At 48.9% G+C, this 14771-nt stretch carries 12 protein-coding genes; all 12 read right to left on the bottom strand.

Annotated elements, in window-relative coordinates; genetic code table 11:
- Positions 1-53: 53 nt before the first annotated feature.
- Entirely contained in the window at positions 54-1226 is a 1173-nt protein-coding gene (locus HZA73_08765; GenBank protein MBI5806123.1) for a 1-deoxy-D-xylulose-5-phosphate reductoisomerase, read from the bottom strand.
- A gap of 7 nt (positions 1227-1233) precedes the next feature.
- Positions 1234-2541, bottom strand: a complete 1308-nt coding sequence (locus tag HZA73_08760) for a hypothetical protein (protein ID MBI5806122.1) — start codon at positions 2539-2541, stop codon at positions 1234-1236.
- Positions 2542-2592: 51 nt separating this feature from the next.
- Positions 2593-3552: a glycosyltransferase family 2 protein gene (locus HZA73_08755; protein MBI5806121.1), complete on the bottom strand. Its 960-nt coding sequence runs from the start codon at positions 3550-3552 to the stop codon at positions 2593-2595.
- Entirely contained in the window at positions 3542-5197 is a 1656-nt protein-coding gene (locus HZA73_08750) for a hypothetical protein (GenBank protein ID MBI5806120.1), read from the bottom strand. Before HZA73_08750 ends, HZA73_08755 begins: the two co-directional genes overlap by 11 nt.
- 3 nt (positions 5198-5200) lie before the next feature.
- The gene (locus HZA73_08745; GenBank protein ID MBI5806119.1) at positions 5201-6121 is read right to left on the bottom strand and encodes a class I SAM-dependent methyltransferase; all 921 of its coding nucleotides are present in this window, start codon (positions 6119-6121) and stop codon (positions 5201-5203) included.
- Between the two features lie 17 nt (positions 6122-6138).
- A complete protein-coding gene (locus HZA73_08740) occupies positions 6139-6819 on the bottom strand; it encodes a glycosyltransferase family 2 protein (GenBank protein MBI5806118.1) in 681 nt (226 codons plus the stop codon).
- On the bottom strand, positions 6819-8399 hold the full coding sequence (locus tag HZA73_08735) for a glycosyltransferase family 39 protein (GenBank protein MBI5806117.1): 1581 nt from the start codon (positions 8397-8399) through the stop codon (positions 6819-6821). The genes HZA73_08740 and HZA73_08735 overlap by 1 nt, the downstream gene beginning before the upstream one ends.
- On the bottom strand, positions 8386-9342 hold the full coding sequence (locus HZA73_08730) for an SDR family oxidoreductase (GenBank protein MBI5806116.1): 957 nt from the start codon (positions 9340-9342) through the stop codon (positions 8386-8388). The genes HZA73_08735 and HZA73_08730 overlap by 14 nt, the downstream gene beginning before the upstream one ends.
- Positions 9339-10622, bottom strand: coding sequence for a UDP-glucose/GDP-mannose dehydrogenase family protein (locus HZA73_08725; protein MBI5806115.1), 1284 nt, complete (start codon positions 10620-10622; stop codon positions 9339-9341). The genes HZA73_08730 and HZA73_08725 overlap by 4 nt, the downstream gene beginning before the upstream one ends.
- A 28-nt stretch (positions 10623-10650) precedes the next feature.
- Positions 10651-12282 carry a sensor domain-containing diguanylate cyclase gene (locus tag HZA73_08720; protein ID MBI5806114.1) on the bottom strand — a complete coding sequence of 544 codons (1632 nt, stop codon included), beginning with the start codon at positions 12280-12282 and terminating at the stop codon, positions 10651-10653.
- 17 nt (positions 12283-12299) lie between these two features.
- Positions 12300-13478, bottom strand: a complete 1179-nt coding sequence (locus HZA73_08715) for an NAD(P)/FAD-dependent oxidoreductase (protein MBI5806113.1) — start codon at positions 13476-13478, stop codon at positions 12300-12302.
- A 207-nt stretch (positions 13479-13685) separates the two neighbouring features.
- Positions 13686-14765: a LamG domain-containing protein gene (locus tag HZA73_08710; protein MBI5806112.1), complete on the bottom strand. Its 1080-nt coding sequence runs from the start codon at positions 14763-14765 to the stop codon at positions 13686-13688.
- Between the last annotated feature and the right edge of the window lie 6 nt (positions 14766-14771).

The following is a 14771-nucleotide window of genomic DNA, read 5'->3' as shown; positions in this document are numbered from 1 at the left end:
CAGGGTTCAGGCCACCTGTAACATTTAAGAATAACAGACCCGGTGCCGGATTGTCAATGTTTATTTGGTCTGAAACTGGTTAGATCCTCCTGCGCCATCAGCCGGGCTGAATGGTCGGCGGAAACGACATCCGAAACTGACCTGACCACGGCGGCCTGGTGTTTTTCCATCACTCCGGAGATCAATTCCGGGATCTGCAGAAAACTTATCCTGCCTTCCAAAAAGGCCTGTACTGCTATTTCGTTGGCGGCATTCATCACCGCCGGGATCACTCCCCCCCGTTTCAAAGCCAGATAGGCCAGGTCCAGGCATTTGAAGGTCATCCGGTCCGGTTTATGAAAAGTGAGCTTGCCAAGTTCATCCAGCCGGCAGTCCTTCACCAGCGAGGGCAGCCTTTGGGGATGGGTCAGGGCATATTGGATCGGCAGCCGCATGTCGGGAGTGGACAACTGGGCCATGATGGAGCCGTCTTTGAACTCCACCATGGAGTGGATTATGGATTCGGGGTGGATGACTATTTTGATCCGTTCCGGCGGGATGCCGAAAAGGTAATGGGCCTCTATCATCTCCAACCCCTTGTTCATCAGGGTGGCGGAGTCAACGGTCACTTTCCGTCCCATGGACCAGGTGGGGTGGTTCAGGGCATGCCGGGATTTAACCCGGCTCAACTGCCTGGGGCTGTGGCTGCGGAAGGGCCCGCCCGAGGCCGTCAGTATCAGGTTCTTGACCATCTTGGCATCCCGGCCGTCCAGGCACTGGTGCAGGGCCACGTGCTCACTGTCTATGGGCAACAGCCGGATCTGGTGCTTTTTAACCGCCCGCATCACCAATGACCCCCCGGCCACCAGGGTTTCCTTATTGGCCAGGGCCACGTCGTGCCCGGCCCGGATTGCGGCCAGAGTCGGCTCCAGTCCGGCCGAGCCCACCAGGGCGTTCACTACCATATCGGCTCCGGAGAGAGCAGCCAGTTGTTTTAAGCCCTGCGGACCTTTGACCAATTTGAACTTTGAGCCCGGGCCGTCTATCTCCGCCAGGCCGGTAGCCGTATCGCCGATGCAGACCATCCGGGGTTTGAATTGTTTTATCTGCAGGGCCAAAAGATCAAAACGTGAATTGGCCGCCAGGCCCACCACTTTGAAAAGCTGCGGATATTTAGTGATGACCTCCATGGTCTGAGTTCCGATTGACCCTGTGGAGCCCAGGATTATTATATTCTTTTTTCTCATGAATCCTTCAAATACGTTGATATATCATCATATAATCATCAAATCCTTTGATGGGCTGGCAATAAACCAATATGTAACCGGAAAAGCTGAGCACTTTCTGGCTTTTTATATAATCCGGCTGGTATGTTTTTATCAATGTTTCAAAATCGTATTTTGGATTTATCAATCCGGCATTGTCCACCATCTTTCTCCGGGAATAATACCCCACCTGTCCCAGAGATGTATGGCATGCCACCACGGCGTTTTGGGGGGTATTCTGAGATAACCAGACTCCGGCTTCAATCTTGGCTGTTTCCTTCCCGTTCAACCAGCGGTGATAGGTGTAGAGTCCGTACCCGTAAAATGACAATGCAACAGCGATAAAGGGAACGAACAGCCAGACCGGGCGTATTTTTCTGTGACCAATCGCACGCCCAGCCATTTGCAAGCCGTCCAATGAGAACAACACATATATCATTTCCAACGGGTAAACATACCACACCATTCTCTCGGTCAGATTCATCAAGATGAAGGCCAGGGCATAAAGAACGAACCAGACAGCCAGGTAAAATCTGATCTCATAGCACCCCTGCTTTGCCTTTTTCATCATGGAATAAAACCCCATGATGAAAAATGGCACCAGATAAAAGCTTTTGTAAATAAGACTCCATAGGATATCAACATTCACCCCTCCGTGGACCTTGGCATAAAAACTCATCGGCAGGATATCGCCAAAATACCTCCAGCTGAACACCAGCCATGGAGCGGCCACAATCGAAAAACCCAGCAACAGCAGTAAAAGAGGCTTCCCTGATATCCCCTTTTTAACTGACCAAAAAGAGGCAGCCAAGAGCGCAATAATCACCAATATACCGTCAGGCCTTGTCAGCATAGCCAGCCCCCCTGCCAAACCGGACCAAAGATAGTGTTTGCCCTGCCAAAGCAAAAAAACAGCCAATGCTATTAAAAAATACAACCCGCATTCCATTCCGCAGGTCGCGCCTATCATTATCTGGACATTAAGCAGAAACAATACAAAGAACTTCCCGGGAAGATTGCTTTTGCGGTATAACAGCAATACCGATGCAGCCAGGGATAGAAAAGAAAATATTGCAGACACCAAGTGAACCTTTGTCCCCAGCTTTATTCCCAGCGCCAACAACAAAGTGAACAGCGGCGTGGTCGTTCCCAGCACCCTTTCCCCAACGTTATATACAAACCCATTGCCTGACGCGAGGTTTTCGGCATAGCGGTAAGTTATGGCCGCATCGTCGTAATCAGGAAGGTCCTGTCCATTGTAAGCAAAAAAGCTTGCCGCAGTTAAAACTAACAGCAAAAAATGATTTTTAAATATTTTCTTCACCAATAACAAATATATTGCGAAAGATTATTGTTTCCTGTAAACAGGAATATCTCTTCGCTGTTCCTGATGCAGGCGGACTATCATTTCCGCCAGCAGTCCCGTAAAAATGAACTGGATGCCAATCACTATGCAAATAAGACCCAAAATCAACATTGCAAAATGGCCAACCCTGCCTTCATAAACAATGCCATATAGGACTATGCCTAAGTCAAATAAAAATCCGGTGCATAGAAGGGACAAACCAATCATTGCAAAAAAATATAAAGGTCTTTTTATGTATTGGGTGATAAATACAATAGTTAAGAGATCTAAAAATCCTCCGACAAATCTAGTTGGCCCGTATTTTGTATGCCCGTATCGGCGGGGATCATTCTCAACTTTGATCTCGGTCACCCGGTAACCCTTCCAAAAGGCCATGGCTGGAATGAAGCGGTATAGATTGCCATAGATCCACAATCCCGCGTTCTTGTTCTCTTCCCGGCTGCTTACGATCTCGGCTTTGTAGGCCTTAAAGGGACAATTTGTATCATGAATACTTCTGAGTTTAGTGAGCCTTTGCACCAGACCGTTGAAAAGGATTGAAGACAAAGCCCTTTTCCCCTTCCCGGTATACTTCCAGCCGGTGACCAGGTCGTATCCCTCTTCGATCTTTTTAAGAAAATCCGGGATCTGTTCTGGCCGGTCCTGAAGGTCACCGTCCATGGTGATTATCACGTCCCCTTTGGCTTCATGGAAGCCGGCGGCATAGGCACCCGACTTGCCAAAGTTTTTAGCCAGGCTGATTGCATAAATATTATTATCCTTCAACTTTGCTTTTTTAATGGCTTCAAGCGTCCCGTCCCTGCTTCCATCGTCCACATACAGTATTTCGTAGCTTTTTCCCAGGGACTGACAAACCTTGGTTAGCCGCGATGAAAGTTCGGCTATGTTCTCTTCCTCGTTGTAGACCGGAATCACCACCGAGAGATTGATCTTATCTGGCATTGGGATTCTCCTTTATTATCTGCAGTACATAGGTGGGCGGTTCGCCCTGGGCATATATGATTTTATATTTCTTGTCCAGCAGCGGCTGGATGGCCGGGATCAGGTATTTTTGCCCGGTGCCGCTGACCGGTTCCACCATCACGTAATCGGCCCGGTCTATCACTTTCAAAACCGAATCCCGGTTGGCGGTGAAAGGATAGCAGAATGTTTTCCTCTGAGCTGAAAGGAAGAACAATGATGGTTTGCGGGAAACCACGATGCTGTTTTCCGTGGTGCTGGCTTTGACCCACTCCGCGGCGGTGAAGAAACTGCGCCAGGCCGGATCGTATCCGGCCAGATGGTCTCCCTTACGGTAGGCGGACTGCATCTCCATATTGCTGGCTACCTCGGGAAGAATAATGGCCGCTGCGGCTATCAGCAGTATCATCGTCAGTACTGGTATGACTGCTTTGGTTAAAACAACATCAATTTGGTTCGTCAGCCAAATTACTCCAAATAAACTAAAATATAACAACAACGGATATACCGGGACAAGATAGCGGTCGCTGCTGACCGTGGGATGCCAAACTAAAGTCAAAAGTATATACCCAGTCAGATACAAACCAATAAGCACCCCTTGCCGGCGCCATTGTGTCACTATGCCGGTCATAAGTATTCCGAAGCAGATCACAGCAACGGCAATTCTACCGCCTCCGGCTAAACCGGAGATCGCTGTCCCAGCCACCGGCAAAAACATGGCCGGTAAAACAGACCCGAAATATATTTGCCAATTTTCCACCATCCGCCCCAACATATCAAAAAATCCCAATCTTCCAGCGTCAAGATTATAAACATCCTTGGTGAAAAATATGCTTACCGATTGTCCCATACCGCTACCGGTTTGGTGGTTGTAAACGGTCCAAGGCAGCAACAAAATCAACGCTCCGATTGCGGTAATTATCACCGCCTTCCAATTGCGTCGAAACATAAAATATATCACTATCGCTCCAAGTAAGGTTATGCCGTTGGGGCGAATATAATAGCTGTAGGCCGAAACAATTAGTCCCAAGATCAATAACACATAGGACAGTCCCTGCTCGCGTTCAGACCGCAGGATCAGCAACAAACCAGTCAAACTAAAAAAACAATACGGGATCTCTGTCAGGGCCAAGTGTGAGAATTCAAGCAGAGAAGGATTTAGCCCTGTCAGCAACACAATCGTCACCGGTAATACTGACCGCCAATCACCCTCGCTCCCGGATAAACGGTGCATTAATCCATACACTACCCAACAACCTGCGATCAGGCAGATTACCGAAAATATATTATACATCAAAAATGATTGGTTAAAAAAAGCGCCGATCGCTGCCAACAATAAGGGATATCCAAAAGGGTATTGGTGATGGTACGGTTCGCCCGGCATATACAGATCACGATAACCCTTTCCATCCAGCAAAGACCGGGTCAGGGAAATATAGGTGCCGTTATCACCACCAGTGGATTGTTTAGGATCAAAAGATATCAGAGCCGCCAACAGCACGATGACTAAACATGCGAACAACACTAATAGACGATGGTTTTCAATAAAGCCCGTTAATCGGTGCAATTTGCCTTTGGGTGCTGCAAGGGGTGCAGCTGTTTTATTCTGTTTTGATTTCCGGCCCATCTGCTACCCCTTTTTCTTTCTGGCCACTATGGACATCTTATCTTTGGGATCAATATACGTAAATGTTTCATATATACCTGTTTTTTTCATGATCCACTCTGCTACTTTTATAAGACCCGGCCAATAACAGCGCAATCTGTTCAGGGCAAACTTCCAACTTACATATTTACCGGCAGTACCGGACCATGCGATTTCAAATCCATTCTGTTTTAATATTTTTTCAAGCAATTGATGAGAGAAAAAATAGATATGTTCCTGTGGCCGCTGATATTCAACCCATTTTGATCCGAATATTCTAGCATGCAGGCTTCCGCTATCTGGAGTGATCAGTGACAAAACACCGCCGGGTTTCAGCAATCTCCCAATTCTTTTCAAGTCGCCAACCGGATCCGGGGAGTGTTCTATGGTATCCCACATAGTGATCAGATCATAACTGGAGGGCTGAAGTTCGGGGTGCGTGAGAGCCCCTACCATAATATCATGCCCGTATTGATCATGGCCCAACTTCGCCATATCGGCTGATACTTCAAGCCCCCGGGACTGCCAGCCGTTATATTTGGCCACTTCCATCAGAAAACCACAGGCGGCACCAATATCAAGCATTGAACCGGTTTTGGGGAGATAACCGGACAATTTATTCCAGCGTTTTTGGAATGTTTTTATTATGGTATCATGTTCAGCGATGTAATCATCATACCCATACACTACTGAGTCGTCACTTTTAAAATAATCAATAGTGTAGAGAACCTTAATGGCTTCAGAGGTCAATCGGGGGTTCACATAACGCAAACCGCATTTGGTGCAGTCCACTATTTGAAACCCCTGAATGACGAAGCATTTTACCGGTTGATTTGATCCACAGTTGTTGCAGACAACAAATTCTTTTTCCTTTTCCTGCCTGATGGTAGTGACTTTATTAAGCATACGACCTTTTTATAATGTTAATCTATGAAACGATATTTTAGTAAAGTATACAGGGCGATGATTCCGTCACGGGCACGTATCTTCTTTCCTTCCTCATAGGTCCGCCCATCGTATGAGATGGGGACTTCATATATCTTCAATTTCTGTTTGAGCAGTTTGCCGGTTATCTCGGGTTCTATGTCAAACCCTTTGCTTTTCAACGTCAATCGTTGCAATTTTTCCCGGCGCACCAGCTTATAACAGGTTTCCATATCCTCAATCCAGGCATTATAGACCAGATTGGTCATGAAAGTTAAAAACTTGTTGGCCAGGGCATTCCAAAAATAAAGTCCTGTGTGAAGGCCCATAAATCTGTTGCCAAAAACAACATCGGCATTTTTTAACTGGGCAATCTGAACCATGTGTAAAACATCATTTGGGTCATATTCCAGATCGGCATCCTGAATGATGATGTAATCTCCGGTGCATTCCCGAATACCGGTGCGAACGCCGGCCCCTTTGCCCAGGTTGTGGGGATGCCAGCATATCTTGATGCCCGGCTTCCCTTCATAATTTTTAAGAATCTCCCGTGTGCCGTCGTTGGAATAGTCGTCCACAATCACCAGTTCCTTCTCAACTGGAACGTCCTGGACCCGGGATATTATTTTTTCGATGGTGGCCTTTTCATTATAAACCGGCATGATCACTGAAAGCCTCATTAATAGGTCCTTTCGTAAATTGTTATCTCGGGATAAAAATAATTCCAGTCGGCCAGAGGATAGTCATCGAATTTTATTCCACAGTACTGAGGAATTCTTCTAAATGTCTTTTTTACATGGTAACGTTCATTGAACATTTTGAAAAAGCTCTCCCGTACCTCGGGAGCCACCCGGCAAAAGGCGTATTGTTTTGATTCGTATTCACTTATCACAACCAGCTGTGGAGATAAATAGCCAAGCTTGTCCGGATTGTATTCCAAACGGACAAGATTATATTGGTCCTCCTCCAAGGGCGGAGTATAGAACCAGGACCTCCCGGCCAAACCAATATTCGAACCTATAGGTACGCTTTGAATGAGGTATTCTGCCGCTTCCTCCCTGGTATCCTGTCCGGACATCACCTTTACCCAGGCCAGGCTGTTAGCCAAGGCATAAAGTGATGTCAAAAAGATTAACCCTCCAGCCATTATTTTAAAACTACGATTTCTGAAATATTCGCCGCCTTTCTTGAAAGCATATATTATCAGTAATATCATCAGGGGTACTAACAGTACCATGTGCCGCATAAAAGGCGAAGCCTTGTAGCCGTAGATCAGAAATAATGGAAATACACCGGCTGCAAGAACAATCCCCGTTTTATCAGGTTTTATGAAAATTGCTGTCAGGGAGACCAGTAACATTACCCAACACGGCCAGCCCAGGGAAAGGCGGCTGGTGACAAACCAGGGATAAAGCCATTGGGTGGGCAAAACGTTGTAATACATCAAACCATTGATCCCCTCTTTCCACTCGCTGAAGGAAAGCACCGCATATGGACACCCTAGTAAAAAACCTGTTATCAGGCAGGATGCAAAAATCAGAGCCCTGATAGGCATCTTCTCGACCTTCTCATCACGGTTCATTATCTGCCGGATCAAAAGAGCTGTAAATACCGGTATGATGCCAGCCAGGGCGTTGTACTTGGTGGCCATCGAGATTCCTGCTACCAGACCGGCGGCAGCCCACCCCCACATTCTCCCGTTTCTGAAAGCCCTGATCATCAACAACAATGCCGCCACAAACCAGAATCCCACTGGCCCGTCGACCGTCAAATAATGTGACTGCACCACCATGGTAGGCATAACAGCTGTCATCCAGGCTCCGGCCAGAGCATAAGTATCATTTTCAAAGAACTCCCGGCCCAAAAGAAAGGTCAGCCAAATCGTCAGAACTCCCAGCACTACGCTGATGGAACGGGCCAACAGCCAGATATTGGTTACATCATCCAGGGTTACCGAAGGAGATTCGTTTACAATATCCTTAGCTGAAGGCACTAATTTAATGATTTTTGCCGCCCACCAGACCGATCCTATCAGGTAATAATGAAAGGTGGGGTTGATAAAATAATGGGGATTGAGGGATCCGTTGGAAGTAGTCATCTCCAGCAGAGTATAAAAGGCTACCCTTTCATCAGGATGGTAAGACCTCCAGTACGGCGCCTTCGGGATCCCCCATTTTAAGCCATCCATCCTCAACACCAGACCGATCAACAGTATCAGACCCAAGATCAGATACCCGGTGGCTTTTTTAACCGGAAACATCTGTTTTGTTATTGTTGTTTTTATTGGCGAACCACTCTATTGTCTTTTTTATCCCTTCTTCAAAGCCGACCGCCGGCTCCCAGTTCAGGATCTTCCTGGCCCTGCCGATATCCGGTCTTCGAACCTTGGGATCATCGGCCGGCAGGGGCTTATGCTCGATCGGGGCTTTGGTGCCGGTGTATTTTTGAATGTCCCGGGCGAATTCCAGTATGGACATCTCGTGGGGGTTGCCCAGGTTTATCGGCTGGTGCTCCGCCGATTTCATTGTCAAATAGATACCCTCGATCAGGTCCGAGACATAACAAAAACTGCGGGTTTGGCTGCCATCGCCGAATACCGTCAGCGGGCGGTTATGCCGGGCCTGGTCTATCAGCGCAGGCACCACTCTCCCGTCGTCCAACCGCATCCGCGGCCCGTAGGTGTTGAATATTCTGACGATCCTGGTGTCGACCTGATGGAACCGTTGATAAGCCATAGTCATGGCCTCGGCATAGCGTTTGGACTCGTCATAGACGCTGCGCGGACCGATAGGATTGACGTTGCCCCAGTAATCCTCACCCTGGGGATGCACCATGGGATCGCCATAAACCTCGGAGGTAGATGTTAAAAGGAACCCGGCCCTCTTCTCCCGGGCCAGCTCCAGCAGATTATGCACGCCGTATGATCCCACCAGCAGAATCTCAATTGGAATTTTCACAAAATCAATGGGGCTGGCGGGCGAAGCCAGATCAAAGACGAAATCCACCGGCTCTTCGATCCGGAATAGCTTGGTCACATCCTGTTTGATGAAACTGAAATCGCTCCGGCCCTGCAGGTGGCTGATGTTCTCCAGACTCCCGGTGACCAGGTTGTCCAGCGCTATCACTTGGTGCCCATCAGCCAGCAGCCGGTCGCAAAGGTGGGAGCCCAAAAAGCCGGCCCCTCCGGCCACAATGATCCTCATCTGCCGATCCCCTTGTAAGTGAAGCCCATTTCCTTCATTTTGAAAGGATCGAAGATATTACGCCCGTCCACTATGGCCGGAACCTTCAGCATTGTTCTGATCTTGGCCAAATCAAGTTTTTTAAATTCATCCCATTCGGTGACTATGGCCAGGCAGTCGGCATCACTGGCGACATCGTAGGGATTGTCGCAGTATTGAACGTCCTTCAACACCTGCTTGGCCCGGTCCATGGACACCGGATCGTAGGCCTTGATCTTGGCTCCGTCCCTTTGCAGGGCTTCGATAATCTCGATGGACGGGGCGAACCGCATGTCGTCGGTATTGGGCTTAAAGGCCAGCCCCAGGATGCCGATGGTCTTGCCCGAAATATTCCATACCGTCTCTTCAATTTTTTTGACGAAATTCATCTTCTGCTGGTCGTTGATCCCCTCGACCTCCTTCAGCAGTTTGAAATCGTAGCCCAGCTTTTCCGAGATCCGGATGAAAGCCTGAAGGTCCTTGGGGAAGCAGAAACCTCCGAAGCCGATGCCGGCGTTCAGAAAGCTTCTGCCGATCCTTTTGTCCAAGCCCATGCCATAGGCTACCTCCTCTACGTTGGCTCCCGATTTTTCGCAAACCACCGAGACCGCATTAATGAACGAGATCTTCATGGCCAGGAATGAATTGGAGGCGTGTTTGATCAGCTCCGAGCTCTGGATGTCGGTGGCCACAATGGGGCAGCCCAAGGGGCTGTACAGTTCCATCAGCATTTTTTGGGCCCTCTCGGAGTCGGTGCCGAACACCACCCGGTCTGGCTTTAAGGAATCCTCTATGGCCGTGCCCTCCCTCAGGAATTCCGGGTTGGAGGCCACGTCAAATTCCACTTTGTTCACATTGTTCTGGGCCATGGTTCTTTTGACCTGGTCGCCGGTCTGCACCGGCACGGTTGATTTTTCCACCACCAGCTTGTAGCTTTTCATCCGGCGGGCCACGGTTGCGGCCACTGACTCCACTGCGGAAAGATCGGCCTCCCCGTTGGGCCGGGGCGGCGTACCCACGGCAATGAAGATGATATCGGATTGGTCGGTGGCTTCTTCAATGGAAGTGGTAAAGGACAGGCGGGCCAGGTTCTTATCCATCAGTTCCTTCAGCCCCGGTTCGTATATCGGTATCTGTCCATTTTTAAGCATTTCGATCTTTGACGCGTCGTTGTCTACGCAGATCACCTGATGCCCCCATTCCGCGAAACAAACTCCGGAGACCAGGCCCACATATCCGGTCCCCACTACTGCTAATTTCATGATCTTCTCCGAATTTTATATTGAATGATTATTTTATTTGCTTTTTATGTTTTGATCCATTTGTCAGACTTATTTTTTCCCGATCCCAGTAAGCCACTCTGTTCTTGCCCTGTTCTTTGGCAAAATACATGGCCTGATCGGCCTTTTCTATCAGTTCTCTTCCTTCCTTGGCGTCGCCCGGGAAAACGGCCACCCCCAAGCTGGCTGAAAGTTTTTTCCCGCCTGGCCGGGTTTGGGAGAATTCTGTCCTGTAGATGGAAAGCCTTATGGCCTCAGCTGCCCTGCAGGCCTGGCCCCGGTCTGAGTTTTTAAGAATAACCGCAAATTCATCGCCGCCATAGCGGCAGACCACTGAAGACTGTCCGGCCAGGGCCGTCCCGATCATATCGCCCATCCTCTTCAGTATCTCGCTGCCTTTAAGGTGGCCAAAGACGTCGTTGTATTCCTTGAAATGATCCAGGTCCATCCAGATCAGGGACAGGGGATGCTGCTGTTCATCTTTCATTAAATCCAAAAGTTCTTCCCAAAAATAGCGGTAGTTATAAAGCCCCGTCAAACCGTCGGTGGTGGCCTCACGCTCCTTCTCTTCCATGATGCCCGCGTTCTCCAGGGCCAGGGCCGCGTAATCGGCTATCAGCTTTATGGCCTCCAGCTCGCCGGAGGTGAACTCCCTTTTGCCCTTGACCTCGGATATATTGATCACTCCCAGCCTTTTTTCCCGGACCATCAGAGGGACCACCAGCATGGAGCGGATCTTGTCGTATCCCTTGGGCGATGGCACGAACATCGGCTCCAGATCGGTGTCGGGAACGTTCTTGGGAATTCCCGTCTTCAAAACTTCTCCGGCTATACCTTGATCGGCTTTCAGTCTTAGTTTGCCCACCATCCCGGCCCTCATCCCCCGGGCTGCCCGCAGTACCAGTTCCCTGGTGCCGAATTCCAGCAACAGGATGGAACAGCGGTCAGATTTTACAATGTCCTCTATGGCATCCAGGGTCAGACCCAGGGTTTCCTCAATGTTCTTGGATGAAGAGATCAGCGCCCCAATGCCGAACATGGCCACCGACTGGATGTTGGAGGCGGTGCGGGTCAGCTCATCTGCCGCCTGACTTAGCTCCTGATGACGGCGGCGCCAGAGTTTTTGCTGATCGGAAAGAAACCCAGCCCAAAAGGCGGTCAGGGACAGCAACCCTATCTTAAAGAACAGGTCGTACAAAAACAATTGGTCCCAAGACAATTCCCGGCGCCAGGCCACCACTGAAATATATAATATGATAGAAGCGCCGGCAGTTTTTAGGGCCCCCTGGCGGTTCCCCAGCAGGGCCGCCCAGATCACTGCCAGGTAATAAAGATAGAAGAACCGGCTTAGACTGCCCCCGGTAAATGCTATCAGCAGTGTGGCAAATACCAGATCAAATATCAGGGTGATGGGCTGGCGCCTTAAGATATCAAAGACCTTGGCCCCGGCCAGGATTATCAGCAGGTTGTAAACCGCCGCCAGAGCAAGAACGATTATCAGTCCCAGCCCTCTGTAATCCAATTGTTCGGGATGCACCGCCGTCAGCAGCGCCGCCAGGAACAGCACCGCCCAGCGCACCCAAGCCGACATCACCTCCAGGTGCCGCTGATCCTTGTTTATGTCATGCCTTTGTTGGGACATCAAAAACAAGTTGGGTTTTAGACACTGTTCCCGGCCGCAAACCCGGTGGACCAGGCTATCTGCAGGTTGTATCCCCCGCAAGGACCGTCCAGGTCCAATACTTCCCCGCAAAAATACAGGCCGGGCGTTTTCTTGGATTCCATTGTTTTGGGATTGACCTCCGAGAGATCCACTCCGCCAGCGGTGACCACTGCTTCGTCATAGCCCCTTAAACCGGTGATGGTGAAATGAATCCCCTTCATCAGTTTTCTGACCACGCCCCGCTGTTCTTTGTTCAATTGGTTGACCAGGATGTTCTGGTTTATCCGGGAAAGTAAGCAGAATACCGGGATCAGGCTTGACGGCAGCAGCCCTTTTAAAAGATTTTTGTAGGTCTTCCTGCCCTGGGAATCCATGTCGCGCAGCAGCCGCTGGTCCAACACTTCGTTTGACAGGGCGGGCTTAAGGTCCAGCGAACATTGCACCGGCCCGTCTTTAAGCCACCCGCCGGCCACCCGGCTGGCATCCAGCGCCATCGGACCGGAAATGCCGTAATGGGTGAACAGCATCTCCCCGAATAACGAAATCCTTTTCTGGCCCTGCCATAATTTCAGTTCAACATTCTTCAGGCTTAACCCCTGAAGCTGTTTGATAAAATCCTCCTTCACCGTCAGAGGCACATCGCTGGGCCGGGTGGGAACGATAGTGTGCCCTAGTTCTTGGGCAAAACCATAACCGTCACCGGTGGAGCCGGTGGCCGGATATGACTTCCCACCGGTGGCTATTATCAAAGAATCCGCAGTATATTTCTTATCGGGTGTGGATATTTTAAAACCGCCAGGCTGTTTGGAAATATTCAAAACCCTGGCACAGCAAACAACATCCACCCTGGCCTGCTTCAGGGCTTTTTGCAGGGCCAGCAGTATTTCCATGGACCTTTGTGATTCCGGGAAATACCTTCCTCCCCGCTCCAGCACCAGTTTCACTCCCAGCTGTTCAAAGAAATCCAACGCATCCTGGCCGGAAAAACGGTTCAAGGCTCCATGCAAAAAGCGGGCGCCGGAACCGCAGTCGTAAATGAACTGTTTGGGTTCAAGGTTATTTGTGACATTACAGCGCCCCTGCCCGGTAAGCAGCAATTTGCGGCCCAAAGCCGGCATTTTTTCCAGCAACACAACATTTGCGCCATTTTTAGCGGCAGAGGCTGCGGCCATCATTCCGGCCGGACCTCCTCCGATCACAACAATATTTTTAGTCAGTGCTTTAGGAATTTTGGTTTACCTAACTGCAATTGCGGCAAATAGTTTTAAACATTATATGATACCAAATTTAACCTGTCCTTGCAATATGTTTGTTAAAAATATTATCACATAAAAAAAAGAGACCCCGTCAAATATTGACGGGGTCTCTTTTGATTTGCATCTTTATTGCCAACCGTTCACATGGTATAGGGTTTGTATCTCAATATCACTTATTGCCCGGTTGTAAATTTGGATATCATCAAGGATGCCCATAAAATAAGTTGAGCCGACAGCAGAACTTCCTCTGTTCCAGCGTCCGACCCTGACTGTATCGGTGCCAATGAATGCGCTGTGCCCTAAACTCAGGGTATCTTGAATTCCATTTACAAATATTCCCTGTTCCCCGATGCTTTTCTTATAGCGGAAGACAATGTGGTACCAAGTATTAATCTGAATAGCGCTTTTGCCGTAAGTATCATTCCAAATGAATGCCATCAACGGTTTATTATAACGGACCATCAATGCCAATTGAGAACTCGTTGTCCCATAATCGTTGCCCAATATTGTCGCATCACGGTTTACGAATGAACTTCCGTTGAACCAAGCAGATACTGTAAAATCCTGGTCATAAAGGCTCAACTGGTTTGCTGGGCAAAGAGTAATGATATTGCTGGTGCCGTTGAACAAATAAGCGGAATTTGTGTTGCCAAAGCGGTCCGAGGTTAGTGTAGCTCCGACCACCACCCCGTTATGGCCGTTGCCACTGACATCATTGGCATTCCCGGTAAACGGATAAGAGGCTACCAACCCCGATAATGGTTCGTCCACGGTACCCCAATCCACTAGGATCTCAAGATCACCAGTAGTGGTTACGAACTGAAGATGAATATAGGCCTGATTCATCTCACCCGCCACTACTACGCCGGAACCGGTTCCCTGAGCCACAAGCATTGTGTTTTGGTAAGCCTTGACCGTAATGGTATATGTGCCAGGAACAAGCTCGGTAAATGTCCCCTTTGCCGAATCTCCCGAGATCGTTAAATCCATAGAGTCGGTAAAAGTACCATTGGCAATCTTAACCCCTATCCTGGTTATAGTGTACCCACTGTCGATTGCAGGCTTTAAAGACATGGCCATCGAAAATGATTCAGTGCCAGTAGTATTGTTATCAGGTTGAGTCGGTAAAATGGTATAATTATTTATGGTACACCCTGTAAACGATACGGCTGTTAAAAAAATCAATATTGAAATAATACGTTTCATGCTAAT

The organism is candidate division TA06 bacterium, assembly GCA_016235665.1.
Taxonomy (GTDB): Bacteria; Edwardsbacteria; AC1; order AC1; family EtOH8; genus UBA5202.
Note: the sequence above shows the minus strand (reverse complement) of the source record. Positions and strands in the feature narration are given on the sequence as shown.

Excerpts from the sequence above, each read along its gene's own strand:
- HZA73_08765 (MBI5806123.1), bottom strand. The coding sequence starts at position 1,226 with ATGAGAAAAAAGAATATAATAATCCTGGGCTCCACAGGGTCAATCGGA.
- HZA73_08755 (MBI5806121.1), bottom strand. The coding sequence starts at position 3,552 with ATGCCAGATAAGATCAATCTCTCGGTGGTGATTCCGGTCTACAACGAG.
- HZA73_08750 (MBI5806120.1), bottom strand. The coding sequence starts at position 5,197 with ATGGGCCGGAAATCAAAACAGAATAAAACAGCTGCACCCCTTGCAGCA.
- HZA73_08745 (MBI5806119.1), bottom strand. The coding sequence starts at position 6,121 with ATGCTTAATAAAGTCACTACCATCAGGCAGGAAAAGGAAAAAGAATTT.
- HZA73_08740 (MBI5806118.1), bottom strand. The coding sequence starts at position 6,819 with ATGAGGCTTTCAGTGATCATGCCGGTTTATAATGAAAAGGCCACCATC.
- HZA73_08735 (MBI5806117.1), bottom strand. The coding sequence starts at position 8,399 with ATGTTTCCGGTTAAAAAAGCCACCGGGTATCTGATCTTGGGTCTGATA.
- HZA73_08730 (MBI5806116.1), bottom strand. The coding sequence starts at position 9,342 with ATGAGGATCATTGTGGCCGGAGGGGCCGGCTTTTTGGGCTCCCACCTT.
- HZA73_08725 (MBI5806115.1), bottom strand. The coding sequence starts at position 10,622 with ATGAAATTAGCAGTAGTGGGGACCGGATATGTGGGCCTGGTCTCCGGA.
- HZA73_08720 (MBI5806114.1), bottom strand. The coding sequence starts at position 12,282 with ATGTCCCAACAAAGGCATGACATAAACAAGGATCAGCGGCACCTGGAG.
- HZA73_08715 (MBI5806113.1), bottom strand. The coding sequence starts at position 13,478 with ATGATGGCCGCAGCCTCTGCCGCTAAAAATGGCGCAAATGTTGTGTTG.
- HZA73_08710 (MBI5806112.1), bottom strand. The coding sequence starts at position 14,765 with ATGAAACGTATTATTTCAATATTGATTTTTTTAACAGCCGTATCGTTT.